Origin of the sequence: Nonomuraea sp. CA-141351 (genome assembly GCF_050944675.1) — a bacterium.
Lineage (GTDB): Bacteria > Actinomycetota > Actinomycetes > Streptosporangiales > Streptosporangiaceae > Nonomuraea.
Window position 1 is genome coordinate 720257 of the sequence record NZ_CP191982.1, and the last position, 25959, is coordinate 746215.

Consider the following 25959-nt stretch of genomic DNA (forward strand, 5'->3'; position numbering starts at 1 on the left):
GGTGCTCTTGCCGGATCTGCTCGGCCGTGGCAGGTTGCGATCATGCAGTACGTCGATGTCGCGAGCAGGCTGCTGCTGCTCACGGTGTTCGCCCTCGCCCTCGGGAGCAAGATCTCCAGCCGTGGCGCCTGGAGCGAGTTCGTCGCGTCGACCAGAGCGATGGCGGTGGTCGCCGACGCGAAGGTGCCGGTGGCCGCAGCGGCGACGGCGGTGGCCGAGGCGGGTGTCATCGCTCTGGCCGTGCTTCCCTTCCGGTGGGCCGGATCAGCGGCGTTCGTCCTCGCGGCGGGGCTGCTCGGCTGCCTCACGGTCGCGGTCACCATGGTCGTCCGGAGAGGCGCCGCCGTTCCCTGCCGGTGCTTCGGCGCCTCCCAGACGCCCTTGGGCGTGGAGCACGTGGTCCGCAACGTCATTCTGGTCGTGACAGCCCTGCTCGGGCTGGCGGGCTCCTTGGTGGACGGTTCCTTCGATCCGGGTTTCAGCGTCGTCGCCGGTGTCTTCGGCGCCGCTCTGGGACTGCTCATGGCCCGATGGGATGATCTCGTCTCACTGGTGCGGACGTCCTGAGGCGAGCCGGCTCCCGATGAGTTCAAGCAGCGCGGAGTGCGTCTCCCGGTCGGCCGCCACGACGAGTCCGCCCGCGCCGGTGTGCAGTGGCTGACCGTGGATGCCGGTGACCACGCATCCGGCGGCCTGGCACAACGCGATCCCGCTGGCGAAGTGCACGCTGTCCCGCAGATGGCCGTCGGTGACGTACGCGGCCCGGCGACCGGCGGCGACCCACGCCACCGCCAGGGTGGTGGAGACGACGCGCGGGCGGAAGCGCTCGGCGAATCCCGGGTCGGCGAGCAGCCGGACAGCCCGGAAGCTCGGTTCGTTCGGGAACGGCGGATCGAGGTTGACGTCCACCAGTCGCGAACCGGACGACGGCGTGAGCCGCTCGTCCACGCCGTCGCGGCGGACGTACGCGTGAGCGCCATCCGTCCAGAACACCTCGCCGGCGAACGGGTCGGCCGCGGCCGCCACCGTGATGTCGGAGCCCACGCGCAGGGCGACGTTCACCGCGACCAACATGTTCCGTACAGCGTAGTTCAGCGTGCCGCACAGGGGATCGACCAGCCACATGCGCTCCGCACCGTCCCCACCCGTGCGTCCGCCCTCCTCGCCTGTCACGGCGTCGTCCGGCCGAGCGGTGCGAATGACGTCGAGGATGGCCTTTTCCGCTTCGACGTCCGCATCTGTGGCGAAGTCCCCCGCGGATTTCTCGAAGCGCGTCAGCGCCGCACCGTACTTGGCGTGCACGACGGCGGCTCCTGCTTGCGCCGCCGTCAGAGCCAGTTCCTCGTCCGTGATCGACATGTGCGCAGGATAACGGCGCTGGAAGTCATGCTGTATTTGTCCAGAATCCTGTTGACGCCGTCCCGGTGGCGCGGGCATGATCCTGTTCACCAAGATTCATCCAGAGGATCCGAGGGACCTGGCCCTGTGACGGTCCGGCAACCTGCCTGCGGGAAAGGTGCCAATGCCAGGAGCGATGAGGAGGCCTGATGAGCCTGCGGCTCGATGTTCCCGTGCTCCGAGGATCACTTGTCCGGCTGGAGCCGCTCACGATGGCGCATGCGCCGGATCTGGCGCGGGCTGTTGAGGAGGATCGTTCGTCGTACGCGTTCACGTTGGTGCCCCGGGCCGCCGAGGTGGAGGCTTACCTGGAGGCTCAGCTCCGTCGCGAGGGTCTGACGCCCTTCGCGCAGGTTCGCGTACGGGACGGGGCGGCGGTGGGGTGCACGGCGTTCTGGGATCCCCGGACGTGGCCGGAGCGGGACGGTCTGCGGGCCGTCGAGATCGGGTGGACGTGGCTGGCGGCGTCCGCTCAGGGCACGGGGATCAACGCCGAGGCGAAGCTCCTGCTCTTCACGTACGCGTTCGAGACGTTCGGGGTGGCCCGCGTCGACCTCAAGACGGATGCGCGCAACCAGCGGTCACGGCGGGCCATCGAGGGGGTCGGCGCGCGGTTCGAGGGCGTGTTGCGCAACTGGTCGCCGTCGTGGGCGCCGGGTGAGGCGGGGAGGCTGCGGGACTCTGCCATGTTCTCCGTGGTCGCCGCGGAGTGGCCGGATGTCAAGGCGGGGCTGCGCGGCCGGCTCGGTGCCCAGCGGGTCTAGAGCGGGCCCGCTCCGTCCAGCAGGGATAGCCAGGTGCGGTCGGGGCACAGGCGGTTGATCTCCGACGGCCGCAGCCAGGCCGCGCTGGTGCTTTCCGAGCCCGCCGGTGGGTGGGTCGGCGGGCCCGGGTGGGGGAGACGCGCCCTGAACATCGCCATGTACGTCAGAGGCGGGTAACGGTAGTCGGCGGGGGCGGCGTCGAGGAGCTCGATGCGTTGCCAGGCGAAGAGGGACAGGGCGGAAGGAGTCAGGCGGAGGCCGGTTTCTTCATACAGCTCCCGGGCTGCGGCTTCGGTCGCCGTCTCGCCGGGTTCGAGGTGGCCGCCGGGGATGTCCCAGCCGCGGCCCTCCTTGTCCACGCAGGTCATGAGGGTTCTGCCGGTCTGGTCCGAGACGAAGGCGAACGCCGACGTGGTCTTGTCCAAGGGCGGGAGCGATTGGGAGAGGATCACGTCGAGCCGGTGGCGCACGGGTATCCAGGGGACCGTCAGATGAGTCACCCATCAAGGGTCTCAGACGCCCTGGCGCATGGCGCGGTTGCCCAGATAGAGGCCGACCGCGGCTATCGCGCACGCGGCAGCGGTCCCGTAGAGGATCGAGGGGTTCGTCAGGTTGCCGGCGAAGAGGGCTCTCTGCGCGTCGACAATGTACGTGACCGGGTTGACGTGCCCGAGCACCCGTAGCCAGGCCGGGGCCGTGTCCAGGGGGAGCAGCACCCCGGAGAGGAGCAGCAGCGGGAAGAGGATCGACTGGCTGACGATGTAGAACAGCGTGCCGCCGGGTGCCGACTTGATGGCCAGGACGAACGAGAACGCGCCCAGGCCGACGCCGAACACGACCAGCTGGGCCAGGCCCGCCAGGACACCGGCCAGGTGCAGGTCGAAGCCCAGGGGGAGAGCCAGGAGGATGATCAGGACGGCTTGCGCCAGGAGGACGATCATGGCCTTCATGGTGCGGCCCACCAGCATCGCCGTACGGTTCAGCGGAGTGACCAGCAGACGCTCCATTGATCCGCCGATCAGCTCGACCAGCAGCGTGTAACCGGCGCCCATGGGGCCGGTCAGGCACATCATGACCAGGATCCCCGGCACGAACCACTGCCACGACGACCCCACGGCCCCGTCGAGCTGCGACCCGAACAGGAACAGGAACAGCAGCGGCTGCCCCATCTCGAAGAGCAGGCTGACGGGCTCGCGCACGACCGGCTTGAACTCGCGGGAGAAAACGGTGGCGGTGTCACGCAGGAATGTCGTCATCGGTGAGGCTTCTCCCGGTAAGAGCGAGGAACACGTCATCGAGGGTCGGTCGGGCGGTCTCGGCGGTGGTGACCTTGATGCCGGAGCCGTCCAGGGTTCTGAGGTAGTCGGGGAGTGCGGCGGCCGCGTTGGGGACGCGAAGGCGCACGGTCGTCCCCTCGGCGGTGCCGCCGCCGACGCCGGCGGCCCTGCCCGCCTCCTCCTCCGTGCTGGTGGTGATCGTGATGTGGTCGCCGGCCAGGTCGTTCTTGAGCTGCTCGGCGGTGCCGTCCGCGATGATCCGGCCGTTGTCGATGATCACCACGCGTTCGGCCATGTTGTCGGCTTCCTCCAGGTAGTGGGTCGTCAGGAACAGCGTCGTCCCGTACGTCTCCCGCAGCCGGAGGATGTGCTGCCAGATGTCCGCGCGGCTCGTCGGATCGAGGCCGGTCGAGGGCTCGTCCAGGAAGAGCAGGCCAGGGCGGTGGATGAGGCCGAGCGCGATGTCCAGGCGACGGCGCTGGCCGCCCGAGAGCGTGCCGGGCCGCCGCCTGGCCAGCGGCCTGAGGTCGAGCAGGTCGAGCAGTTCGTCGGCGCGGGCGGCCGCCTGCCTGGCGGCGAGGCCGTAGCAGCGGCCCTGGGTGACGAGCTCCTCGCGGACGAGGAAGTTCTCTCCGGCGCTGTTGCGCTGGCCCACGTACCCGATGCGGGCGCGCACGCCCGCCGGGTCCCGCGCCACGTCGCGGCCCGCCACCGTGGCGGTGCCGGAGGTGAGCGGCAGGAGGGTGGTGAGCATGCGCAGCGTGGTGGACTTGCCCGCGCCGTTCGGGCCGAGGAAGGCGACGAGCTGACCCGCCTCCACGTCGAGGTCGATGCCGCGTACGGCTTCCACTCTCTCCTTCTTGACTTTGAACACTCGGGTCAGTCCCCGGGCATGGATCACGGTCGCCCTCCTCCGGGCATGGCAAAGAAACCCCTGGTCGGGGGCGCGATTGAGGATCGAACCAAGTTTGTGCGGCCCGAATCCGGTTTGGCAAACGCGAACGTGACTTTCATGAACCTCTCCCACCTGCGGAAACACCGTCTTTCGCCGTTGCCTCCGACGGCGAATTTCAGAGGGCTGAGCTGCGGGTTTCCCGGTGCGCGGAAGTTTTTCCGCCGCTTCTGGCACGATGCTTGGTCGTGTGCCGACTGGTGGTGCTGGTGAACGGGTTGCCTGGGGCCGGGAAGACCACGGTCGCCCGGGCGCTGGGGCGAGCGCTCGGCTTGCCGGTCTTCAGCAAGGACGACCTCAAGGAGACGCTGGCCGACATGCTCGACCGGCCTTCCGGGGTGGGCGACCGGGAGTGGAGCAGGCGGCTTGGGGCCGCTGCGGGGGAGAGCATGTGGACGCTGCTGGCGAGCGCGGGGCGGGGCGCTGTGCTGGAAAGTCCGTGGCTGGCGCCGCTGCGACGACGGTGGTGGCCGGGCTCGCGCGGGCCGGCGTCGAGGCCGGGACGGAGGTGCGCGAGGTCTGGTGCGAGGTGGCGCCCGAGCTGGCCAGGCGCCGTTACGAGCGGCGGGTGCGGCATGCGATACACGGCGACGTGGAGCTCGGCGACGAACGGTGGCGGGAGTGGGTGGCGGGGGCGCGGCCGCTTGGGCTCGGGGCGGTCTATTGCGTCGATACGTCGAAAGCAGTTGATATTTCGAGACTTGCGGCGTTGTGTGCTGTTCCGCAATGATCTCCCGCGTGAAACGTCTGTGGTTATTCGCGGTAATTGCCGTTTTAGGGATGGGCGGGGTCGCCGAAGCGGCCGATGGCGTTCCCGGGGTCGATGTCAGTAACTGGACGGGCGACGTCGACTGGGAAAGTGTCGCCTCAGGAGGCGGGAAATTCGCGTTCGTCCAGGCCACCGAGGGGACGAACTACCGGGACCCACGTTTTGACGCGCAGTTCGGCGGCGCCGCGGGCGCGGGGCTGATCCGGGGCGCATATCACTTTGCGCAACCACACGAATCCGATGGGACGACTCAAGCCGACTATTTCCTCCAGAACGGCGGAAACTGGAGCAGCGACGGCCAAACGCTCCCGGGAGTGCTCGATATCGAGGACAACCCGTACAAGGACAAGAACGGCAAGAACAACTGCTACGGCCTGTCTACCGAGGACATGGTCACCTGGATCAAGGACTTCACCAAGAAGTACCGTCAGGCGACCGGGCGCCACGCGATCATCTACACCACCACGAGCTGGTGGCAGACCTGCACGGGGAACTCCGACGCGTTCAAGTCCAACCCCCTCTGGATCGCCCGCTGGGGCGACGACCCCGGTGAGCTGCCGAAGAGCTGGAAGAAGCACACGTTCTGGCAGTCGGCGGAGAAGGGCACGCTGGCCGGCGGCCAGAACTCGTACAACGGCTCAGAGTCCCAGCTGAAGGAGCTGGCCAACCCTCCGGCCGAGGTGACGGTCTCGGGGGCGGCGAAGAGCAGGAAGACGTACACGGTGACCGTCTCGAACACGGGCCCGCACCCCGTCAAGGACGTCAAGGTGTCGGGGCGGACGTTCGGCGGGCAGCGCGTGGTGAAGGCGCCCGGGTGCAAGTTCAGCGGCACGGCGGTGCTGTGCCAGATCGGGGAGCTGGCGCGGGGGAAGAAGGTGACGTTCACGATCACCACCAAGCCGTCCCGGTCGAAGGGCACGGTCGGCATGAACGTCACTGTCGGGTCGGTGAAGCTCACCCTCAAAGCGGGATGAAGCGGCGTAAGGCAGGATGATTCCTGGAGCTATTGAAAGCTGTCGGGGGTCGGGATGAGGCGGTGGCGGTCGGCGGCCGGGGTGGCGGTGCTGGTTCTGGTGGCCGCCACGGCCTCCGTGCCGCTCGAGCTGTACGTGGCGCCGAACATCGTGCGGATCGCGTACGAGGTCGAGCAGCGCGGGATCGTCTACTCATGGGGCGGCGGCCATGACGCGGAGCCGGGGCCGTCGGCGGGGACCTGCAAGGGTTATCAGGGGAAGATCAAGCCCTGCCCGGCCGCGTGGACGCGCGGGCTCGACTGCTCGGGGTTCGCGCGGTGGGTGTACGCCCTGGCGCACGGGTCTGACGTGCTGGGGCCGGGGAACACCAATGATCATGTACGGCGGATGCGCCGGGTCGCGGCGGCCATGCCTGGGGATCTGGTCTTTTTTGGAAAAATCACCGAAAAGGATGTCAAAACCCATCATGTAGGCATCTATCTCGGCGGCGGGAAGATGATGGACGCCCCCGAGACCGGTGCCGTGGTGCGCGTCGACGACATCGCGCGGAGGAAGGACTTCGCGGGCTTCTATCGGCTCTGAACCGATTCGGTATGTCTGTAACGCGTGTGGCGTGGCAAAAATTGAGAGACCCGGCGGATACTCTGTGCCGCTATGGAAAGGCGATGGGTCGGCCTTGACGGCTACGAGGTCGTGGGCTTGGTGTGCGCTGGGCGGCAGGTGCTGCGGGTGCGCCGGCACGGGTGGGTGGTCGCCGACTGCACCTCTGTCGCGGAGGTGGCCAGGCACGTCGACCTGGCGGATCTGTGCGAGGTCATCGAGCTGCCCTTGCGGTGGCGGGCTGAGGAGCGCGCGGAGGCCAGAACGAGTTCGCATCATCGGTGAGTGCCGTGTATGGTTACACCTGTCCGCAGCGCCGGACAGGCCCCTATAGCTCAGTCGGCAGAGCGTCTCCATGGTAAGGAGAAGGTCAACGGTTCGATTCCGTTTGGGGGCTCGCACACTGACCAGGATGAACGCCCGACCCGCAGGAACGCGGAGTCGGGCGTTTCTCGTTTGCGCGAGTTCTACGCGGCAAAGAGCAGCGCCGTCGGCGCCTGGCGGGCAGGCGGCGAGGGCGCGGCGGCACCCGCAAAGCGACCTTCAACGCGGTCACCGAGCCGGCCGGCCAGCTGGTCGATGCCGAGGGGTCGCCGGGGCCGGTCGTGGACCTCGAGACACATGGGCCCTGGTTGCGGCTCGGGCGGGTGTGCCGCGGGATCTCCCGCGTGCGCGGGCGCTTGGGGCTTCGCGCCCATCGCCGGTCGCTGCTACGCTGACCTTCGCTATGGCTTGAGGTGATCCGGGCCGTTCGGGGGTGGACGGCGCCGGCTGTTAATGGATTTCGGTTGTCGGGGGTTCCTGAGGCATACTGGGAGCACCCCACCCGTTCGGGCGAGTTACGAATGTGCTCGCTGCGTCGGGTATCCTCTACGGGGCCGGGGTCGTTACCGGCTCAAAGGCGGAGTAGCTCAGTCAGGCAGAGCAAACGGCTCATAATCGTTGTGTCGCCGGTTCAAGTCCGGCCTCCGCTACTGCCCATCCCCAGGTCGAATGGCCTGGGTACGGGCGTGTCCATGTCCCGAACGTAGAAAGGCACTCCCAAGTGGCTGCCACAGACGTTAGGCCGAAGATCACGCTGGCCTGCCAGGAGTGCAAGCACCGCAACTACATCACGCGGAAGAACCGGCGCAACGACCCGGATCGGCTTGAGCTGAAGAAGTACTGCCCCAACTGCCGCTGCCACCGCGCGCACCGCGAGACCCGCTAGGTCTCCGGGCAGGGCTTCTGCCCCGCTTATCCTCCATATCGCACGAACCGGCGTCCTACTGCAGGGCGCCGGTTCGTCGCGTCTCCACGGCCCTGCACCCTGTCTCGCCGGCCCGGCCCAGCCCGGCTCGCGCCAAGGGGTTGGGTCGTGCATTCTCGCCAACGGGTCCGGTTTGTGTGCTCTCGCTGACTGGGCTCGGTTCATGCCTTCTCGCTGACTGGCCCAAGCCTGCGGGCTCGCGCTGACTGGCCCGGCTCGCCTGTTCCTCGCCGCTCGCCGGTGTTTGGGTGCTCGCTGGTGGCGGACGCTGGCTCTGTGTCGCGCCGTCGCCTTCGTGGTGTGTGTCTTTGGCGTCGTCTCGCTGTGTGTCCGTGGGTGCCGGGTTGTCCCACCCAGGCGGTTAAGCGGGCGCCGTAACGGCGGCCGACCACGTGGCGGTCAGCGGGCGTCACCCTGGAGGCCATCAGCCACGTATGGCGGGTGGGGCCGGCTGGGCGCAGCCGTACGAGATGAGATTGGAAGCGAGTGCGGCGGGACGATTGGCTGGGCGCGGCCGTACGAGATGGGGGTTGGGAACGAGTGCGGTGGGATGAGTCGGTGCGGCGAGAAGCGGCAAAGACAAGATAATCAGCGGCGACAGCCGAACCTTGTTCTGTTACCGTCGGCCTCAGCAGCGCTCGTTGGAGACATGCGAGGGAGCACTGATGGCCTTGAACCGTGACTTCGTGGGCCGGACCTATCCGCCCAGCGCGCCGTACGAGGTCAGCCGGGTGAAGATCAGGGAATTCGCGGCCGCGATCGGTGACAACAACCCGCTCTACCGGGACAAGGAGGCCGCCCAGGCCGCCGGCTATCCCGATGTGATCGCGCCGCCGACGTTCCCCATCGTGTTCAGCCTGCAGAGCGGCGGCGAGGCGCTCGTCGATCCCGATCTCGGACTGAACTTCGCCATGGTGGTCCACGGTGAGCAGCGCTTCGAGTACGTGCGGCCGGTCTGCGCCGGGGACCAGCTGGTCATGACGGCGACGATCACCGACATACGCACAGCCGGGCGCAACGAGCTGCTGACGGTCAGGAGCGATGTGACGACCGTCGACGGCGAGCCGGTCTGCGTCACCTACAACACGATCGTCGAGCGTGGAGGGGCCGGTTGAGATGACCGCCACGGTGAAGTACGACCAAGTTGAGGTCGGGCAGGAGATCCCGGCCGTGGACTACAACGTGCGCCGGCTCAACCTGGTGATGTATGCCGGGGCTTCGGGGGACTTCAACCAGATCCACTGGAACGAGCGGTTCGCCAAGATGGTGGGGCTGCCCGACGTGATCGCGCACGGGATGTACACGATGTCGCAGGCCGGGCGGTTCGTCACGGATTGGGTCGGGGATCCTGGAGCGGTCGTGGACTTCGGGGTGCGGTTCTCGTCGATGGTGGTCGTCCCCGACGACGATCAGGGGGCGACCGTCACGGTGAGCGGGGTGGTCGAGGAGAAACTCGAGGACAAGCGGGTGGTCATCGGGCTCACCGCCAAGTCGGACGACGCGCGGGTGCTGTCCAAGGCCCGGGCGGTGGTCCAGCTGTCCTGATCGGGATGATATGTCGGGCGGGTCCCGGGTAGCGCGTGTGCTTATGAGTGAAGCTGCGCGACAGGTCTGGCCCACGGTTCGATCGATTCCGGTCTCCGCGGTGACCGATGCCAAGCCGCCCGCGCACCTGCGGCCCGCGCGGGCCGAGCAGGTGGCGGGAGGCTCCGGCACCGGGCGGGACACGGCGGGCGGCGCGAGCGCCAAGACCGGGGCTGGTGCCGGTGCCCACGTTGAGGCCGGAAAGAATGCGACGGGGGTCGGGACGGCGGGGGCGCACGCTCGGCTCGAGCCCGCCGCCGAGCTGGGTTTCTCCGGGGACCCAGGACAGCACGACGACACGGATGAGGCCATGCTGCACGCCCAGCGCACCTGGGACGGCACGCTGGCCACCAACCGCCTCGACGCGCTCGGCGTCGATCAGGAACGCCGGCGCATGGAGACCAAGGACGTCACCGTCAGTGTGAGCCTGCTGGTCGACGGCTGGCCCGTGGACGTCAGGAAGAGCGTGCAGTCGGTCATCGACCACACGAACGCACAGGTGCTCGCCCTCGACCTGGGCAACATCGAGGGCTCGGGTGACGTGCTGAACGAACTGGCCGACCGGTATCCGGACCGGATCGCCGTGTGGCACGTCTCCGAGTTGCCGCACTGGCGAGGGGGCACGGCGACCTGGGGCGAGTGCCGTACCAAGCTGCTGCGGCTCGACGAGGCGGAAGTGCACGTGCTGATGGAGACGAACATCGTGCTCCGCGGCGACGCGCTGACCCCGCTGGTCGCGGCCGTCGTCGAGGGCGCTGTGGCGGCCGGGTGGCAGGGCATGGAGCCCGTGCACGAGCAGCAGGCCGTACCAGATACGCAAAGGCCGCGAGACGGCGCGGCAGGGCCGGGGAAGGTGCGGGCGCTCACAGGGGAGCTCATGGCGGTACGCCGGTCCGCGGCGCTGGGTGCGCTGCCCGAGGACGCCAACTACGGCAGGAACGCCGATCTGGAGCTCTCGCTCGCCCTCCACGGCGAGCTGATCGTCCCAGAGGAACCCCTGCCGGTGGTACGCCTGGAATCCCACGACGTCGACCCCGGCTACGAGGAGCGGGAGTCCAAGCGGAACTACGACGCCGTGCTTCACCTCCTGGGCACCTCATAAGCTAGTTGCTCATGGAGATGCTCGCGCCGTATACCACCCTGCGCCTTGGCGGCCCCGCCCGCGACTTCGCCGAAGCGACCACGGCGGAGCAACTCGTGTCCCTGGTGGCCGAGGCGGACATGAAGGAAGTGCCCACGCTGGTGCTCGGCGGAGGCAGCAACGTCGTGGTGGCCGACGAGGGGTTCGACGGGCTGGTCGTCAAGGTCTCGACCCAGGGCGTGACCGTCTCGCGCGACGGCGAGCAGGTGGTGGTCACGGTCGAGGCGGGCGAGGACTGGGATCCGCTGGTCGCCCGCGCCGTGGCCGAGGGATGGTCGGGCATCGAGTGCATGTCGGGCATCCCCGGGCAGGTCGGCTCGACGCCCATCCAGAACGTCGGCGCGTACGGGCAGGAGGTGTCCCAGACCATCCGGTGTGTGCGTGCTTACGACCGCCGCACCAGGCAGGTGGTGGATGTGGAGGCCCGGCAGTGCGGGTTCTCCTACCGTGACAGCGCCTTCAAGCGCGACCTGGCGCGGTATGTGGTGCTGGCGGTGACGTACGCGCTGGATATTTCGGAAATGTCCGGCCCGGTGGCGTACGAGGAGCTGGCAGGGCGGCTGTCCACCGAGGTCGGCGGCCGGGTGCCGCTCGCGCGGGCCCGCGAGACGGTGCTGGCGCTGCGGCGCGGCAAGGGCATGGTGCTCGACCCCGACGATCCCGACACGCGTAGCGCCGGCTCGTTCTTCACCAACCCGATCCTGTCGCCCGAGGAGGCGGAGGCGCTGGCGGCCCGCGCCCCCGGGCATCCGCGCTGGGAGCAGCCGGACGGGTCGATCAAGGTGCCCGCCGCGTGGCTGATCGAGCAGGCGGGCTACCCGAAGGGGTACGAACGCGGGCCCGTACGCATCTCCACCAAGCACACGCTGGCGCTGACCAACCCCGACGGCGTCGCCACCACCGGCGACCTGCTCGCCCTGGCGAGGGAGGTCAGGGACGGGGTGCGGGAGAAGTTCGGGGTCACGCTGGTCAACGAGCCCGTGCTGGTCGGGTGTTCTCTGGCGGAATAGGCACCCGCCGCGGGCTGTTATGGTTGTCTGGAATTACCGAAGGGGAGTAGTCCCAATCGCGTGATCGACATACTGGCGCTTCTGGCGCCCGGTCACGCGGGCCTCACACGGGCGGACGAGACCTTCGGCCTGGTAGCTATGCGACAAGACGCTGCCGGGCCGAAGCCGTGCCCGAAAACTCCCCGGGTCCCGCCTTCCGGCTCGGCCGCGCGGAAGAGGACCGTTTGGAAGCGTTCTGGATCAGTCTGGCCGTCATTTTCGTGGCGGAGCTCGGCGACAAGAGCCAGCTCATGGCGATGACGTTCGCGACCCGTTTCAAGACCTGGCCCGTGCTCGCGGGCATCACGATCGCCACGGCCGTCGTGCACCTCGTCAGCGTCGCCGTGGGCGGCCTCATCGGGGACGCGTTGCCGACGACGGCCATCGCGGTGGTGGCCGGGCTGGCCTTTCTCGGGTTCGCCGCATGGACGTTGCGCGGCGACGAGCTGACCGAGGACGAGTCGAAAAAGGCCCAGCGCACCACCAGGAACGCGTTGATCGCGGTGACCGTGGCGTTCTTCCTGAGCGAGCTGGGCGACAAGACCATGCTGGCCACCATCACTCTGGCGACGCAGCACGGCTGGTTCGGCACCTGGATCGGCTCCACCGTCGGCATGGTGGCGGCGGACGCGCTGGCCATCCTGGTGGGGCGGCTGCTGGGCAAGCACCTGCCGGAGAAGTTCATCCGGTACGGGGCCGCGGCGGCGTTCGCCGTGTTCGGCGTCGTGCTGCTGGCCGAGGCGCTCCTCTAAGCGGCCCCGCCGCCAACGGGAAACCCGCTGCCACCGATCAAGAGGACAGCAGGGACAGGCGGTGGGCCGCTGCGGCGGCCTCACCGCGGGTGGTGACGCCGAGCTTGGCGAGGATGTTGGACACGTGCACGCTCACCGTCTTCGCCGAGATGAACAGCTCGGCCGCGATGTCCCTGTTGGTCCTGCCCTGCGTCACCAGCCGCAGCACCTCCAGCTCGCGCGGCGTCAGCAGCTCGGAAGGCTCCTGTGAGGGTTGGAGCCCGCCCACCCGTCGCGACAGGGCCTCGATCTCCTCGATCAGCGGGGTCGCGCGCAGGGCCTCGGCCAGCGGGAGCGCCACCTTCAGCCGGGCCGCCGCCCCCTCACGATCGCCCCCGCGGGCGGCCACGGTGGCTGCCCGCAGCAGGGCCTTGGACTGGTTGTGCGGGCGGTTGAGCCGCTCCCAGGCCCCTGCCGCGGCGTCGAAGTCGCCGCTGTAGGCCAGCCGGTACGCCTCCACGACCGGCCCGATGACCGACAGCTCGGCCGCCACCTCCGCGGCCAGCTCGCGCACCCTGGCGGTCCGTTCGGGTTCGGTGGCCTCGGCGGCGTCGCAGACCGTGCGGAGCAGCGACAGCAGCCGCCAGCCGAGCATGGCCTTGCTCGACTGCTTGTGATGCGAGAGCACCCGCTCGGCCACGCCCAGCGCGGCGCCGGGCTCGCCCTTGGTCAGGTGCCAGCCGATGTGCAGGCGGGCGTTGTTGATGATGTCCTGGACGAACTCCTCGGGGCGGTCCTTGAGCACGCCGACCTCTGACAGGATGCCCTCGACCAGTTGCAGCTCGCCCCTGGCCAGGGCGATGTCGGCGCGCACGCGGAGCAGCGCGTACCTGGTGCGCAGCGCGGGCCCGTGGCCGAGTGCGCCCTCGACGATCTCGATGGCCTCGTCCCAGCGGCCGATGGACTCCAGGACCTCGGCCCAGTTGTTCTTGATGAACAGGCCGCTGCCGCGCAGCCTGCCGTACTTCTTGGCCAGCTCCCAGCCGTCCGCCGACAGGCGCAGCGCCTCCTCGTGGCGGCCCATGTCGATCAGCGCGTCGATGTTGTTGCCGATCGCCCTGGTGATCAGGCGGCCGGAGCCCTCCTGCTTGCCGATCTCCAGCGCCTGCTGGTTGACGAGGGTCGTGGACTCGTTCTCGCCGTTGAGCGAGTGGCCGAGCGCCAGGTTCATCAGCAGGTCGGCTTCGAGGCACCGGTCGCCGTGCTCCCTGGCCAGGCGCAGGCCCTCGGCGATCAGCTCGCTCGCCTCGGTGATCTCGCCTCGCAGCATGAGGTGGCGACTCAGCACCGTGACGACCTCGGCCCGGTCGGGGCCGTCGCCGGGCACGAGCCGCAGTGCGCGCCTGAGATCCTCGATGACGCCGAGCTGGCCCTTGGAGCTCTTGAACGCGGCCCGCCGCACGATGAGCTGGGCCACTCGGGCCGGCTCCCGGGTCTCGTCCAGCTCCGACAGCGCGGCCTTGACGAACTTGGCGCCCTTGTCCACGTCGCCGCCGGCGTTCGCGGCCTCGGAGGCCCGTTCCAGCACGGCGGTGTGGTCGGCGCTGATGAGCTCGGCCGCGTCGGGCACGCGGTCCCAGAGCATGAGTACGCGTTCGAGCAGGGGGACGGCCTCGGTGTAGGCGAACGCCTTGAACGACTTCTGCGCCGCATCCCACGCGGAGATCAGCGCCCAGGTGTCGTTGCGGGCGCCGTACCAGTGGTGTGCCAGCTCGACGGCGGCACGGCCGGGCGGGACCAGCCCGCGGTCCTTGGAGATCTCCTCGGCGAACCTGGCGTGCAGGCGCTGGTGCTCGCCGGGCAGCAGCTCGTCGTGTACGGCTTCGCGGATGAGGGAGTGCCTGAAGACGTACGCGCGGTTGTCGGCGATCTGCAGGACGTTGCGCGCGATGGCGGGCCGTAGCGCGGTCTCCAGCTCGACGTCGGACAGGCCGCTCACGGCGGCCAGCAGCTTGTGGCTGACCCGGATGCCGCCGGCGGCGGCCACGCGCAGCACGCGCTGGGTCTCCTCGGGCAGCCGCTCGACGGAGTTGAGAATGAGGTCCTGCATGGACTCGGGGAACGTGCAGTCCTCGCCGCCCTCCAGCATGGCCTCCACGAACAAGGGGATGCCCTCGCTGCGCTCGTAGACCTTCTCGACCTTGGTGTACTGGGGGACCTCGCCGAGGATGCCGGCCATCTGCTGGGCGACCTCGTCCCTCGACAGGCGGGGCAGGTCGAGCCGGTGCACGCCGTTGACCCGGCCCAGCTCGGCCAGCACCGGCCGGAGCGGGTGCTGGCGGTGCAGGTCGTCGGAGCGGTAGGTCATGACGATCAGCACCTGCGGGGCGTGCAGGTTGCGGCAGAGAAAGGCGATGAGGTCGCGGCTGGACCTGTCGGCCCAGTGGATGTCCTCGATGATGAGGACGGTGGGACGGGAGTCGGCGAGGCGTTCGAGGAGGGTGAGGAACTGTTCGAAGAGGCGGGCGCGACCGGTGTCGGTCTCGCCGTCGCCGCTCGGCTCGCCGAACTCGGGCAGCAGCCGGGCGAGATCGCGCTCGGCCCCCTCCGGCAGCAGCCCGGCGACGGCCGCCGGGCCCTGTTCCCGGACGAGCTGCCGGAGCGCGGCGGTGAACGGCGCGTACGCCAGGCCCTCCGTGGACAGCTCGACGCACCCGCCGAACAGCACGTGCGCGCCGTCGGCCTGGCACTGCTCGGCGAACCGCTGGACGAGCCTGGTCTTGCCGACCCCGGCCTCGCCGCCGAGCAGGAGGGACGTCACCGTCCCTTTTCGTGCCTCGTCGAAGCTGTCAGACAGAGCCGCCAGCTCCTCTTCCCGCCCGACGAAGACGGGACTGACAGAACGTCCCCGCATGTCATCAAGCATGTCATGCCCGTTCCATTACTTTCGACGCTTTTATGGGCGTGCCTTTAAGGGGGCATCGAGGCCCGGCCACGAGGGAGGTGGTGGCCGGGCTCTCGTGAGGTGGTCATGAGGAACGGCGCTTGCCGAAGACCGAGCGGCGCTCGGACTTGTTGGCCCGCTCCGCCTCGCGTACTCGCCGGTGGTGGGCGGCGGCCTCGCGCAGCTCGTTCGCGTGGTTCTTCATGAGCTCGTACTCAATTTCGGGGTGCATGGGGTGTCTCCTGAGATTTGGTGCTTCTTCCTGACACCTTTAAGACTCGGGCTAAGGCCCCGCCTCGCACATCGGGTGGATGCCCTATCTCCGGTACGCAGACGCGTACGGCATACCTAGGACCTGGGCGCCTGCCGCCTAAGGCGGTCCGGTTTGGAGCTCACGGGCCTGGTCGGCGATGCTGTGATGGTGTCAACTGTGACTACCTCGCTCGCGGACGTGACCTCTTCGGAGACGGCGTTGCGAGCTTTCCTGCATGGCCTGCCCGGGGTTGACCGGGTCGGCGCGGACCAGCGGGCGGCGATGCTGGGCACCCGTTCGATCAAGACGACGGCCAAGGCGCAGGCGATTGACCTGGCCATCTCGATGGTCGATCTGACCACTCTGGAAGGAGCCGACACGGCCGGCAAGGTGCGGGCGATGTGCGCCAAGGCCGTCCATCCCGGTGGCGGCGCCCCTCACGTGGCGGCCGTGTGCGTGTATCCCGATCTGGTGTCGGTGTCGGTCGAGGCGTTGGGCGGGTCGGGGGTCAAGGTGGCCTCGGTGGCCACCGCGTTCCCCAGCGGGCGTTCCTCGCTGGAGGTGAAGGTGAGCGAGACCGCGCTGGCGGTGGCGGCGGGCGCTGATGAGATCGACATGGTGATCGATCGGGGGGCGTTCTTGTCCGGCCGCTATCTGAAGGTGGTGGAGGAGATCGTCGCGGTCAAGGCCGCCTGCGGGGACGCCCATCTGAAGGTGATCTTGGAGACGGGTGAGCTGGCCACCTACGACAACGTGCGGCGGGCGTCCTGGCTGGCGATGCTGGCGGGCGCGGACTTCATCAAGACCTCGACGGGTAAGGTGTCGCCGGCGGCGACCCCGCCGGTGACGTTGGTCATGCTGGAGGCGGTGCGGGACTTCCGCGCGGTGACGGGCCGGCAGGTGGGGGTCAAGCCGGCGGGCGGGATCCGTACGACCAAGGACGCCATCAAGAACCTGGTGCTGGTGCATGAGACGGCCGGCGATGACTGGCTGTCTGCGGACTGGTTCCGGTTGGGTGCCTCCTCGTTGCTGAACGATCTGCTGATGCAGCGGCAGAAGCTGGCCACCGGCCGGTATGCCGGTCCCGACTACTTCACTTTGGACTAGGTGATGGCGATCTTCGAGTACGCGCCCGCGCCCGAGGCGCGCGACATTGTCGATGTCAAGCCGTCGTACGGGCTGTTCATCGACGGCGAGTTCACCGATGGGACGGGCACGCCGTTCAAGACGATCAACCCGGCGACTGAGGAGACGCTGGCTGAGGTGGCCACCGCCTCGGCTGATGATGTGGATCGGGCGGTGCGGGCGGCGCGTAAGGCGTTCGGGGTGTGGAGTGCGTTGCCGGGGGCGGAGCGGGCCAAGTACCTGTTCCGGATCGCGCGGATCATTCAGGAGCGGGCGCGGGAGTTGGCGGTGCTGGAGTCGCTGGACAACGGCAAGCCGATCCGTGAGTCGCGGGATGTGGATGTGCCGTTGGTGGCGGCGCATTTCTTCTACTACGCCGGCTGGGCGGACAAGCTGGAGTACGCGGGGTTCGGTACCAGGGCGTTGGGGGTGGCGGGGCAGGTCATTCCGTGGAACTTCCCGCTGCTGATGCTGGCCTGGAAGATCGCGCCGGCGTTGGCGTGCGGGAACACGGTGGTGCTCAAGCCGGCCGAGACGACGCCGTTGACGGCGTTGTTGTTCGCCGACATCTGCCGGCAGGCTGATCTGCCGGCGGGGGTGGTGAATATCGTGACCGGGGCGGGGGAGAGCGGCGCGGCGGTGGTGGGCCACCCGGATGTGGACAAGGTGGCTTTCACCGGTTCGACCGAGGTGGGGCGGGTCATCGCCCGGGCGGTGGCCGGCACTGGTAAGAAGCTGACGTTGGAGCTGGGTGGCAAGGCGGCCAACATCGTGTTCGCCGATGCCGCGATCGATCAGGCGGTGGAGGGGATCGTCAATGGGATCTTCTTCAATCAGGGGCATGTGTGCTGTGCGGGGTCGCGGCTGCTGGTGCAGGAGTCGGTGCAGGAGGAGTTGCTGGTCGCGTTGAAGCGCCGGCTGGCGAGGTTGCGGGTGGGTGATCCGCTGGACAAGAACACCGATGTGGGGGCGATCAACTCGGCTGAGCAGCTGGCGAAGATCCGGCAGTTGTCGCAGATCGGGGAGTCGGAGGGGGCCGAGCGGTGGTCGCCGGTGTGTGAGTTGCCGGAGCGGGGGTTCTGGTTCCCGCCGACGATCTTCACGGGGGTGGCGCAGTCGCACACCATCGCCCGGGAGGAGATTTTCGGGCCGGTGTTGTCGGTGCTGACGTTCCGTACGCCGGCTGAGGCGGTGGAGAAGGCCAACAACACCCCGTACGGGTTGTCGGCCGGGATCTGGACGGAGAAGGGCTCGCGCATCTTGTGGATGGCCGACAAGCTGCGGGCGGGGGTCGTGTGGGCCAACACATTCAACAAGTTCGACCCCACCTCGCCGTTCGGCGGCTACAAGGAATCCGGCTACGGCCGCGAGGGCGGGTTGCACGGGTTGGAGGCTTACCTCGATGTGTGATCATCGCCGTCCCCGCCGCGCCAAGCGGCGGGCGCAGGCCACCAGGGGCCACGCCTTCGCCAGGGCCGGGCGGCCCGTACGCACCGGGTGGTACGCCCACCGCTGCGGCGTGAGCCGGTGCGGCCAGGTCTTCGTGCCGGTCGAGATGTCGCAGGAGTCCACGTGGAGAGGGCGGGGCGATGAGTAGGTTGTCCGTCAGAAAGACCTACAAGCTGTTCATCGGAGGGGCGTTCCCGCGCTCGGAGAGTGGGAGGTCCTACCCCGTGACCTCGGCCAAGGGCGAGTTTCTCGCCAACGCGTCCCGCGCTTCCCGCAAGGACGCCCGCGACGCCGTGGTGGCCGCGCGCAAGGCGTTCCCCGGCTGGTCGGGCGCCACGCCGTACAACCGGGGCCAGATCCTCTACCGCGTCGCCGAGATGCTGGAGGGGCGGCGCGGGCAGTTCGCCGAGGAGTTGGGCGGCGGCAAGAAGGCGGCGCTCGAGCAGGTGGACGCCACGGTGGACCGGCTGGTCTGGTACGCGGGGTGGTCCGACAAGATCGCCGCGGTGCGTGGATCGGCCAACCCGGTCGCGGGGCCGTACTTCAACCTGTCCTCGCCCGAGCCGACCGGCGTGGTGGCCGTGATCGCGCCCGCCGATCCGCTGCTAGGGCTGGTGTCGGTGGTGGCGCCCGTGATCGTGACGGGCAACACGTGCGTCGTCGTGGCGTCCGAGCGCCAGCCGCTCGCGTCGATCACGCTGGCGGAGGTCCTGGCCACGTCCGACCTGCCGGGTGGCGTCGTGAACGTCCTCACCGGGCACCAGGCCGAGCTGGCGCCCTGGCTGGCGGCGCACATGGACGTCAACGCGCTCGACCTGACCGGGGTCGAGGACGCCGACCTGGCGCTGAGCTGCGAGCAGGCGGCGGCCGAGAACCTCAAGCGCGTCCTGCGCCCGTCCCGCGAGGACTGGACGGCCGATCCCGGGACCGGCCGGATGACGCGGTTCCTGGAGACCAAGACCGTCTGGCATCCGGTCGGGATCTGAGCCGCACGTTCGTCAGCCGCTGAGCAGGCCTCGGGCACGTAGATCGGAGAGGATGTCGGAGGGCAGTGCCGGGCATTCCGCCACGGTGACCTCCTTCAGTCCTGGCAGGTCGGCGACCGACCCGAGGTCGCTCAGCGCGGAGCATCTCCAGAGCTCCAGCGTCCGCAGGGCGGGCAGGCCGCGAGGGTCGCCGAGGTGGTCCATGCCCTGGAGGGTCAGCTCGCGCAGGGCCGGCATGCGGGCCAGCGCGGAGAGGTCGGTCAGGGTCGTGGCGTAGCACAGGTTGATCTCGCTGATCGACGGGTGCCCTTCGAGCCCGTCGAGCGAGGTGAGCTGCTGCCACTTGTCGATCGTGAGCTCGGTCAGGGGGTGGCACGGACAATCGGCGCGCGAATCAGAAGGCGAATCCCGGCGGTCTCAGCGGGGGGTGGGCCGACTGGAGCTGGGAGGCCAGGCCGAGCAGGTGGGGCTCCCCGCCGGGCGGAGCGACGATCTGGACGCCGATGGGCAACCCGCTGGAGTGCGTGGCCAGGGGGACGGTGATGGCGGGCCAGCCGCACATGTTCCAGGGGCCGGTCGCGGGGGCGTACCTGACGTTGGTCAGCGCGTTGCGGACGAAACCGCGCTCGCCCCAGCGCTCGGCCTTCGGCGGGACGGCGGCGAGGGCCGGCATGACCAGCACGTCCGCGTCGCCGAACCACTGGTCAGCCCCGTAGCCGCTCCAGCGTTCGCGGCCGCGTACGCCGTCGAGCTTGAGCGCGCCGAGCACCCGGCCGACACGGGCGAGCGCGAGGGTACGGCGTTCGAGCCTGCGCCGGTCGAGGTCGCTCACCGAGGCCGCGGCCCTGGTGAGCCAGGTGGCGATCGTGGCCGGGCCGAGCCAGGCAGGCAGCCTGGCGCCGTGCTCGACCACCGTGTGCCCGGCCAGACGCAGCGTCTCCGCCGCCCCCCGCACCGCGGCCTGGAACTCCCTGTCCATGGGCAGCCCGGCGGGCAGCGGCTGGGGCGCATACGCCACCCGCAAGTCGAACGGCTCCGGGCTGTCCTGCGGCGGCTGCGGCTCCCAGATCTCGTCGTCGTCCGCCCAGACCGAGCGCAGCATGGGCGGCCGGGGCTCGACGCGGCTGCCGCCGCGCCACGCCTCCGCCAGCGCCGGGTCCGCGGCCAGCACGGACAGCGCCAGCGCCAGGTCGGACGCGGTCGTCGCGAAGGGGCCGTTCTCCGACAGCAGGTCCCAGTCGTCGGCCGGCGCCGGCACGAGCCCGGCGCCCGGCTTGATGGCCAGCACGCCGCAGCAGGCCGCCGGGATGCGGAGCGAGCCCATGCCGTCGTTGCCGAGCGCGATCGGCACCATGCCCGCCGCCACGGCCGCGGCGCTGCCCGACGACGACCCGCCTGCCGTGCGCGACGGGTTCCAGGGGTTGCGTACGATGCCGTACGCGCTGTCGCCGAACGCCGTCAGGCCCAGCTCGGGCATGTTCGTCAGGCCGACGACCACCGCGCCCGCCGCGCGCAGGCGTGCCACCGTCTCGTGGTCGTCCCGCGCGGGCGCGTCCGCCGTGGCCCCGGACCCGGCGCGGGTGGACTCGCCCGCGACCTCCACGTTGTCCTTCACCGCGACCGGCACACCGGCGAGCGGCAACTCCGCCAGGTCGCGCCGCTTCTGCAGGGCCTTCGACTCCTCCACGGCCTGCTCTCTGACCAGCCGGAACGCCCCTACCTTGGAATCCCGCTCCGAGATTGCGTGAAGGTGCTCCTCGACGACGGTCGTGGCCGTGACGTCCCCACGCCGGACAGCCGTCGCGATCTCGATAGCGGACCTGCCTGCCCACAACATGACTAGAGTCTGCATCCTGCTCGCCCGCCCCGATAGGGTCGGTACGCGTGAACGGACCGTCCCTTGCACTGAGCCGGCGCTCCCTGGGCGACCCGGCGACCGAGTTCCCGCTCTTCCCGCCGCTGACGCGGGCGGGCACCGTGGGGGCGTGGCGGTGCGGGACAGCGGGGGTGCGGCCCTGCTCGTGACGGACGTGGGGGTGGGGGCCGAGCGGTTCCCCGTTCTGGAGAACCCGACTCTAGGCGATCTTGCTCCAGACGCGTAGGGGGCCGATCGTGGTGAAGCCGTGGCGCACGGCGTCTTCCGGGTCGATCTCCCAGCCGACCAGGGGGCGGCCGGGGTAGAGGCCGGCCGCCATGGCCAGGGTGCCTTCCCATGGGGCGTCCCCGAACACGTTGGAGACGCCCACGACCTGTTCACGCGGGCTGAGCACGGAGCCGGAGACGATGGCGTCCCCTTGCCGGCCGCACAGGACCGTGACCTCGTCGAGGATCGCGGGCAGGAAGAGGTCCTTGATCTCGCCGTCGAAGCAGGCCTGCTCCCAGTCGCTCAGCGTGGCGGCGTCCTTGACCAGCTCCCAGGCGATCGCGGGCTCGCGCCGCTCCGGTGGCTCGCGGTGGATCCACTGCGCCTCGAACAGCACGTCGAAGCCCGGCAGGTCGAGCGTGGCGAAGCTGTCCTTGACCGACGCGCCCGGGCCGGCGTCGATGTGGCCGAGCAGGTCGGCCGCCGTTACCTCGGGAGAGAGGGTGACGGCGTCCGGGTAGAAGGGCGGGGTCCTGGTGGGGTGGGTCCAGGCCTGGGCGGTGAACGTGCCGGACGAGCCGTGCGCGCGGCACATCGCGTCACACCACTCGGCGTTGTCGCGGGCGGCCGCCGTCACGTTCGTCATGGTCGTCTCTCTTTGGTCCGGCGGGTGGGTGGCGCGGTGAGCGGATCCTCCGGCCAGGGGTGCTTGGGGTAGCGGCCGCGGAGCTCCGCGCGTACGGAACGGTAGCCGTCGCGCCAGAACGACGCCAGGTCCGCGGTGACGGCCACCGGGCGGCCCGCCGGGGAGAGCAGGTGCACCAGGACGGGCACGCCGGAGATCTCGGGCGTCTCCTGCCAGCCGAACAGCTCCTGCAGCTTCACCGCCAGCACCGGCTGGTCGCCCGAATAGTCCACGCGGATGTGGGAGCCGCTCGGCACCTCGATGCGTTCGGGGGCGGCCTGCTCCAGGCGTTCGCTCCACGGAATCAGGCGCTTCAGCGCCGCGGCCACGTCGATGCGTTCGAGATCGGCGCGGCGGCGGACTCTGGACAGCTCCGGTTCCAGCCACTGGCCGGCCAGGTCGATGAGCGCGTCCATCGAGGGCCAGGGGTCGCCGATGGCGCGGTGGCAGAACGCCAGGCGGTTCTTCAGGTCTTTGGCCTGTTTCGTCCAGGTGAGGACGTCGGGCTCCGTGCGGAGCCCGTACAGGATGGCCTCGCGGACGTCGGCGCCCTTGAGCGGGGCGGCCGACAGCTCGATCGCGCCCAGGCGCTCGACCGTGCGGGCGAGCACGTCGCCGCGTCGCTCGCCCGGGGGCACGTGCCAGGTGATCTCGTCCTCGGTGGTGGTGGGATGGGCCAGCCTGGCGGTCTCCTCGTCGATCTCCACGGCCTGCCTGATGCGGGCCGACGCGGATCCCGCCGGTCTGTCGGCGATCGCGATGGCCAGCCAAGGGGCGGTGTGCAGCTTGGAGCCCTCCGGGAGCTGGGCCTGGGTACCGGAGGCCATGAGGTAGCCGCCGCCCCGCCTGCGCGCCACCCGCTCGGGAAACGCCAGCGCCACCGCCATGCCCGCCAGGGCGTCATCGGGCACATCGCGGCCGTTCACGGAGGTCGCTCGCTGGAGGCGTCTGGTCTCCTGGCGCCAGCGGGCGGCGAAGCCGGTGCCGCCGCGGCGGGCCGTGCGCCAGACCTCGACCAGGTCGTCGCTCGCGTCCCGGGGGAGCTGCTCCGACAGGAGGGCCACCACCTCGGCGGCTCGCGGGCCGAGGTCGAGCAGGGCCCGGGCCAGACGGGGTTGTACGCCCGCGAGCGCCATCCGGCGGCCCCGGTCCGTCACCCGTGAGGCGCCGTCGAGCGCGCCGAGCGCCTCCAGGGTGCGGGCGGCGGCGGACATGGCGGCGGGCGGCGGCGGGTCCAGGAGGGCCAGGCCCGAGGCGTCGGGAGCGCCCCAGCAGGCCGCCTGCAACGCGAACCCCGTCAGGTCGGCGAGCGCGATCTCCGGGCGCGCGTGCTCGGCGAGGCGCTCGTGGTCGGCCGCCGACCAGCAGCGGTACACCGTGCCCTCCGCCTCGCGGCCGGCCCGGCCCGCGCGTTGGCCGGCCGAGGCCTTCGAGACCCTGACCGTGGTGAGGGAGCCGAGGCCACGGGCGTGATCGGTACGCGGCTCGCGGGCCAGGCCGGAGTCGACCACGACCCGCACACCCGGGACGGTCAGGCTCGACTCGGCGACCGACGTGGCCAGAACCACCCTGCGGGCTGTGCCCGGCGAGAGCACGGCGTCCTGAACGTGGGCCGGGGCCTGGCCGTGCACCTGGAGGACCTCGACACCGTCCAGCATCCCCGCGACCCTGGTGATCTCGCCCACGCCAGGGAGGAAGCACAGCACGTCGCCGTCCTGCTCCGCCAGCGCTCTTCGCACCACCGAGGCGACGTGGGACAGCAGGGCGGGATCGACGCGGAGGCCGTGTGGCGGGGCGACCGGGCGCGCGGGCGGGGCCCACACCGTCTCGACGGGGTACGTGGCGCCGGTGGCCGCGACAACGGGGCCGCCGAGCAGCCGGGACCAGGGCTCGGCGTCGGCGGTGGCGGAGGTGGCCAGCAGGCGCAGGTCCGGGCGGAGCGTGTCGCGAACGTCCATGAGGAACGCCAGCGCCGTGTCCGCGTCGAGGTGGCGCTCGTGGCACTCGTCGAGCATGACCGCGTCCACGCCGGCCAGCTCCTGGTCCCGCTGGAGTCGCTGGAGCAGGACGCCTGTCGTGACGACCTCGACCATGGGATTGGCGCCCGTGTGCCGCTCGCCCCTGATGGTGTAGCTCACGCCCATCCGCCGGGCCGCCGCGCGTACGGCCAGGCGCCGCGGCTCGGCCACCAGCACCCGCATGCCCGCCTCGGCCAGGGCAAGTGGCACGACCGTCGTCTTGCCCGTGCCGGGAGGGGCCGTGAGCACCGCGCTGCCGTGCCGGTCGAGCACGGCGAGCAGCTCGGGCAGTACGTGCCGGATGGGCAGCGAGTCGCGCCGCATCAACGCTGGGTGGGGACGCCGGGGCTCGGGATCCCGGCGGCGGAGAGGACCGAGTCGAGCAGGCCGGGGAAGCGGGACTCGAGGTCGTCGCGCCGCAGGCTCATGTACTTCAGCCGCCCCTCCTGCTTGGTGAGAACCACGCCGGACTCACGCAGGGTGCGGTAGTGGTGCGAGGCGGTCGACTTGTGCACGCCGAGGTCGTCGCCCGCGACGCCGCAGGTCATCTCGCCTCTCAGGGCGAGGCGTACGACGATCTCCATGCGTACGGGGTCGGACAGCGCCCGCAGAACCTCCGTGAGCTGGATGTCCTCCGTTGCGGGGTGCGGCAGCAGGCGCATGGTGAAACCCTATCTCCGGTTTATTGTTTGACAACAATCCAACTATACGACAGTTTGATGCATGTCCAACTTTTGTGGCGTGCTGGAGGATCTATGAACTCCCGGCTCTACCCGCTTGCTGTCGGAAATTTCGCGATCGGTACGGGCATGTTCGTGACCGCGGGGCTGTTAACGCCCATCTCGAAGGATCTGGGGATCTCGTCGTCGGCGGCCGGGCAGCTCATGACCGTGTTCGCGCTCGCGTACGCGGTGCTGTCGCCGGTCCTCGCCGCCCTGACCGCCCGCCTGTCACGTAAGAACGTGCTGCTGGTGGCCATGGGGGTGTTCGTCCTCGGCAACGTGCTGACCGCGCTGGCCCCGACGTACCCGCTGGTGATGGCCACCCGGGTGATCTCGGCGGCCGGCGCGGCGATGTTCACGCCGACCGCCTCGGGGGTGGCGAACACGCTGACCGAGCCCGAGCGCCGCGGGCGCGCGCTCGCGCTGGTGATGGGCGGGCTGACCGTGTCATCCGCGATCGGCGTGCCGCTGGGCACCTGGCTGGGCACGGCCTCCGGCTGGCGGGCCACGCTCTGGATGGTGGCGGTGCTGGGTGTGATCGGGTTCATCGGTGTCGCGGCCGTGGTGCCCGCGGTGCGGATCCCGGTGTCGGGGCGGCTCCGGGAGCGGTTCGCGCCGCTGGGCGACCGGCGGGTGCTGGCGGTGCTGACGACGCAGCTGCTGATGTTCGCGGCCGCGTTCACCGCGTACACCTACATCGGGTCGCTGTTCGACCTGCCGCTGCCGGCGGTGCTGTGGGCGTGGGGGCTCGGCGGCATCGTGGGCAACCAGCTCGGCGGGCGCTTCACCGACCTGTACGGGCCACGCAGGATGATCGTGCTCGGCCTGGCCGCGAGCACCGTGTTCCTGGCTCTCATCCCCGTCGCCAACATCGCCCTGCCCGTCGCCCTGCTGTGGGCGTTCCTGTGGGGCGCGCTCGGCTGGCTGGTGGCCCCGGCCCAGCAGTTCAGGACGGTCGCCGCCGTGCCCGGCAATGTGCCGATCGGCCTGGGACTGTTGTCGTCCGCGCAGTACATCGGGCTCTTCGTGGCCGGGCTGGCCGGCGGCGCCGCGCTCGACTGGTACGGCCGGGTGGGCGTGGTCGTGCTGTCCACCGTGCTCGGGCTGGTGGGACTGCTGTTCACGCTGGTGACCTATCGCCCGGCGGCGGTCTCCCCCAAGGAGAGCGTGCCTGCCGGGTAGTGCGGCGCGATCTTCTCCGCCGCT

Annotated in this window: 29 protein-coding genes, 2 tRNA genes, 1 pseudogene and 1 riboswitch; of the genes and pseudogenes, 21 read left to right on the forward strand and 11 right to left on the reverse strand. The window is 70.0% G+C overall.

The annotated features are described in order from the left end of the window. Window positions 1-42: 42 nt before the first annotated feature. A complete protein-coding gene (locus ACQPWU_RS03650) occupies window positions 43-567 on the forward strand; it encodes a MauE/DoxX family redox-associated membrane protein (protein WP_433436900.1) in 525 nt (174 codons plus the stop codon). Here the strand turns inward: ACQPWU_RS03650 and ACQPWU_RS03655 are convergent. After that, complete coding sequence (locus tag ACQPWU_RS03655) at window positions 547-1359, reverse strand: inositol monophosphatase family protein (protein WP_433436901.1); 813 nt, start codon at window positions 1357-1359, stop codon at window positions 547-549. The genes ACQPWU_RS03650 and ACQPWU_RS03655 overlap by 21 nt on opposite strands. A gap of 93 nt (window positions 1360-1452) precedes the next feature. Further along, a riboswitch (SAM riboswitch) is annotated at window positions 1453-1541 on the forward strand. Between the two features lie 6 nt (window positions 1542-1547). Here ACQPWU_RS03655 and ACQPWU_RS03660 point away from each other — a divergent pair. Beyond that, window positions 1548-2162, forward strand: a complete 615-nt coding sequence (locus tag ACQPWU_RS03660; protein WP_433436902.1) for a GNAT family N-acetyltransferase — start codon at window positions 1548-1550, stop codon at window positions 2160-2162. Here ACQPWU_RS03660 and ACQPWU_RS03665 read toward each other — a convergent pair. From ACQPWU_RS03665 to ACQPWU_RS03675, 3 genes are read right to left on the reverse strand one after another with little or no spacing between them, the layout of a single operon-like run. Further along, window positions 2159-2662, reverse strand: coding sequence for an NUDIX hydrolase (locus ACQPWU_RS03665; RefSeq protein ID WP_433436903.1), 504 nt, complete (start codon window positions 2660-2662; stop codon window positions 2159-2161). The two genes, ACQPWU_RS03660 and ACQPWU_RS03665, sit on opposite strands and share 4 nt — an antisense overlap. Window positions 2663-2674: 12 nt before the next feature. After that, window positions 2675-3418 carry an ABC transporter permease gene (locus tag ACQPWU_RS03670; RefSeq protein WP_433436904.1) on the reverse strand — a complete coding sequence of 248 codons (744 nt, stop codon included), beginning with the start codon at window positions 3416-3418 and terminating at the stop codon, window positions 2675-2677. Continuing rightward, window positions 3399-4340: an ATP-binding cassette domain-containing protein gene (locus ACQPWU_RS03675; protein WP_433436905.1), complete on the reverse strand. Its 942-nt coding sequence runs from the start codon at window positions 4338-4340 to the stop codon at window positions 3399-3401. The genes ACQPWU_RS03670 and ACQPWU_RS03675 overlap by 20 nt, the downstream gene beginning before the upstream one ends. 260 nt (window positions 4341-4600) lie before the next feature. Between ACQPWU_RS03675 and ACQPWU_RS03680 the strand changes: the two are divergent. The 13 genes and pseudogenes from ACQPWU_RS03680 to ACQPWU_RS03740 form a co-directional block, all read left to right on the forward strand. Then, a pseudogene (locus tag ACQPWU_RS03680) lies at window positions 4601-4801 on the forward strand (AAA family ATPase); the annotation flags it as partial. Window positions 4802-4830: 29 nt separating this feature from the next. Further along, entirely contained in the window at window positions 4831-5121 is a 291-nt protein-coding gene (locus ACQPWU_RS03685) for a hypothetical protein (RefSeq protein ID WP_433445606.1), read from the forward strand. Window positions 5122-5171: 50 nt separating this feature from the next. Further along, window positions 5172-6134 carry a GH25 family lysozyme gene (locus ACQPWU_RS03690; protein ID WP_433436906.1) on the forward strand — a complete coding sequence of 321 codons (963 nt, stop codon included), beginning with the start codon at window positions 5172-5174 and terminating at the stop codon, window positions 6132-6134. Window positions 6135-6188: 54 nt separating this feature from the next. Further along, a complete protein-coding gene (locus tag ACQPWU_RS03695; RefSeq protein ID WP_433436907.1) occupies window positions 6189-6716 on the forward strand; it encodes a C40 family peptidase in 528 nt (175 codons plus the stop codon). Between the two features lie 72 nt (window positions 6717-6788). Further along, window positions 6789-7019 (forward strand): transposase, encoded by a 231-nt coding sequence (locus ACQPWU_RS03700; RefSeq protein WP_433436908.1) that lies wholly within the window; start codon window positions 6789-6791, stop codon window positions 7017-7019. A gap of 39 nt (window positions 7020-7058) precedes the next feature. Continuing rightward, window positions 7059-7131: transfer RNA gene (locus tag ACQPWU_RS03705), tRNA-Thr, on the forward strand. 503 nt (window positions 7132-7634) lie between these two features. Beyond that, window positions 7635-7708, forward strand: a tRNA-Met gene (locus ACQPWU_RS03710). Between the two features lie 71 nt (window positions 7709-7779). Beyond that, entirely contained in the window at window positions 7780-7944 is a 165-nt protein-coding gene (gene rpmG / locus ACQPWU_RS03715) for a 50S ribosomal protein L33 (protein ID WP_019632658.1), read from the forward strand. A 704-nt stretch (window positions 7945-8648) separates the two neighbouring features. Further along, the gene (locus tag ACQPWU_RS03720) at window positions 8649-9098 is read left to right on the forward strand and encodes a MaoC family dehydratase N-terminal domain-containing protein (protein WP_433436909.1); all 450 of its coding nucleotides are present in this window, start codon (window positions 8649-8651) and stop codon (window positions 9096-9098) included. Between the two features lies 1 nt (window position 9099). Next, window positions 9100-9528, forward strand: a complete 429-nt coding sequence (locus ACQPWU_RS03725; RefSeq protein WP_433436910.1) for a MaoC family dehydratase — start codon at window positions 9100-9102, stop codon at window positions 9526-9528. Between the two features lie 100 nt (window positions 9529-9628). Further along, window positions 9629-10669 carry a hypothetical protein gene (locus tag ACQPWU_RS03730; RefSeq protein WP_433436911.1) on the forward strand — a complete coding sequence of 347 codons (1041 nt, stop codon included), beginning with the start codon at window positions 9629-9631 and terminating at the stop codon, window positions 10667-10669. Window positions 10670-10680: 11 nt separating this feature from the next. Continuing rightward, window positions 10681-11718: a UDP-N-acetylmuramate dehydrogenase gene (locus ACQPWU_RS03735; protein WP_433436912.1), complete on the forward strand. Its 1038-nt coding sequence runs from the start codon at window positions 10681-10683 to the stop codon at window positions 11716-11718. 224 nt (window positions 11719-11942) lie between these two features. Further along, window positions 11943-12509, forward strand: a complete 567-nt coding sequence (locus ACQPWU_RS03740) for a TMEM165/GDT1 family protein (RefSeq protein ID WP_433436913.1) — start codon at window positions 11943-11945, stop codon at window positions 12507-12509. A 37-nt stretch (window positions 12510-12546) separates the two neighbouring features. Here the strand turns inward: ACQPWU_RS03740 and ACQPWU_RS03745 are convergent, their stop codons facing one another. Both ACQPWU_RS03745 and ACQPWU_RS03750 read right to left on the reverse strand, forming a co-directional pair. Next, window positions 12547-15402, reverse strand: coding sequence for an ATP-binding protein (locus ACQPWU_RS03745; protein ID WP_433436914.1), 2856 nt, complete (start codon window positions 15400-15402; stop codon window positions 12547-12549). Between the two features lie 115 nt (window positions 15403-15517). Further along, window positions 15518-15664, reverse strand: a complete 147-nt coding sequence (locus ACQPWU_RS03750; protein WP_360713209.1) for a hypothetical protein — start codon at window positions 15662-15664, stop codon at window positions 15518-15520. 186 nt (window positions 15665-15850) lie between these two features. Here ACQPWU_RS03750 and deoC point away from each other — a divergent pair, with 186 nt between their 5' ends. Genes deoC through ACQPWU_RS03770 form a run of 4 tightly spaced genes read left to right on the forward strand, consistent with a single transcriptional unit; the run spans window position 15851 to window position 19245 of the window. Next, entirely contained in the window at window positions 15851-16792 is a 942-nt protein-coding gene (deoC, locus tag ACQPWU_RS03755) for a deoxyribose-phosphate aldolase (RefSeq protein WP_433436915.1), read from the forward strand. A gap of 3 nt (window positions 16793-16795) precedes the next feature. After that, a complete protein-coding gene (locus tag ACQPWU_RS03760; RefSeq protein ID WP_433436916.1) occupies window positions 16796-18220 on the forward strand; it encodes an aldehyde dehydrogenase family protein in 1425 nt (474 codons plus the stop codon). Beyond that, entirely contained in the window at window positions 18213-18407 is a 195-nt protein-coding gene (locus ACQPWU_RS03765; protein ID WP_433436917.1) for a hypothetical protein, read from the forward strand. Before ACQPWU_RS03760 ends, ACQPWU_RS03765 begins: the two co-directional genes overlap by 8 nt. Then, on the forward strand, window positions 18400-19245 hold the full coding sequence (locus ACQPWU_RS03770) for an aldehyde dehydrogenase family protein (protein WP_433436918.1): 846 nt from the start codon (window positions 18400-18402) through the stop codon (window positions 19243-19245). Before ACQPWU_RS03765 ends, ACQPWU_RS03770 begins: the two co-directional genes overlap by 8 nt. Window positions 19246-19257: 12 nt before the next feature. Here ACQPWU_RS03770 and ACQPWU_RS03775 read toward each other — a convergent pair whose 3' ends face one another. Both ACQPWU_RS03775 and ACQPWU_RS03780 read right to left on the reverse strand, forming a co-directional pair. After that, entirely contained in the window at window positions 19258-19482 is a 225-nt protein-coding gene (locus tag ACQPWU_RS03775; protein ID WP_433436919.1) for a hypothetical protein, read from the reverse strand. Between the two features lie 157 nt (window positions 19483-19639). After that, window positions 19640-21082 carry an amidase gene (locus tag ACQPWU_RS03780; RefSeq protein ID WP_433436920.1) on the reverse strand — a complete coding sequence of 481 codons (1443 nt, stop codon included), beginning with the start codon at window positions 21080-21082 and terminating at the stop codon, window positions 19640-19642. Between the two features lie 47 nt (window positions 21083-21129). Here ACQPWU_RS03780 and ACQPWU_RS03785 point away from each other — a divergent pair, with 47 nt between their 5' ends. Continuing rightward, the gene (locus ACQPWU_RS03785) at window positions 21130-21270 is read left to right on the forward strand and encodes a hypothetical protein (RefSeq protein ID WP_433436921.1); all 141 of its coding nucleotides are present in this window, start codon (window positions 21130-21132) and stop codon (window positions 21268-21270) included. Between the two features lie 50 nt (window positions 21271-21320). Here the strand turns inward: ACQPWU_RS03785 and ACQPWU_RS03790 are convergent, their stop codons facing one another. Genes ACQPWU_RS03790 through ACQPWU_RS03800 form a run of 3 tightly spaced genes read right to left on the reverse strand, consistent with a single transcriptional unit; the run spans window position 21321 to window position 24693 of the window. Next, entirely contained in the window at window positions 21321-21974 is a 654-nt protein-coding gene (locus ACQPWU_RS03790) for a hypothetical protein (RefSeq protein ID WP_433436922.1), read from the reverse strand. Further along, entirely contained in the window at window positions 21971-24355 is a 2385-nt protein-coding gene (gene hrpB / locus ACQPWU_RS03795; RefSeq protein ID WP_433436923.1) for an ATP-dependent helicase HrpB, read from the reverse strand. Before hrpB ends, ACQPWU_RS03790 begins: the two co-directional genes overlap by 4 nt. Further along, window positions 24355-24693, reverse strand: a complete 339-nt coding sequence (locus tag ACQPWU_RS03800; protein WP_433436924.1) for an ArsR/SmtB family transcription factor — start codon at window positions 24691-24693, stop codon at window positions 24355-24357. Before ACQPWU_RS03800 ends, hrpB begins: the two co-directional genes overlap by 1 nt. Before the next feature lie 93 nt (window positions 24694-24786). Here ACQPWU_RS03800 and ACQPWU_RS03805 point away from each other — a divergent pair, with 93 nt between their 5' ends. Further along, window positions 24787-25935 (forward strand): MFS transporter, encoded by a 1149-nt coding sequence (locus ACQPWU_RS03805; protein ID WP_433436925.1) that lies wholly within the window; start codon window positions 24787-24789, stop codon window positions 25933-25935. Window positions 25936-25959 lie beyond the last annotated feature (24 nt).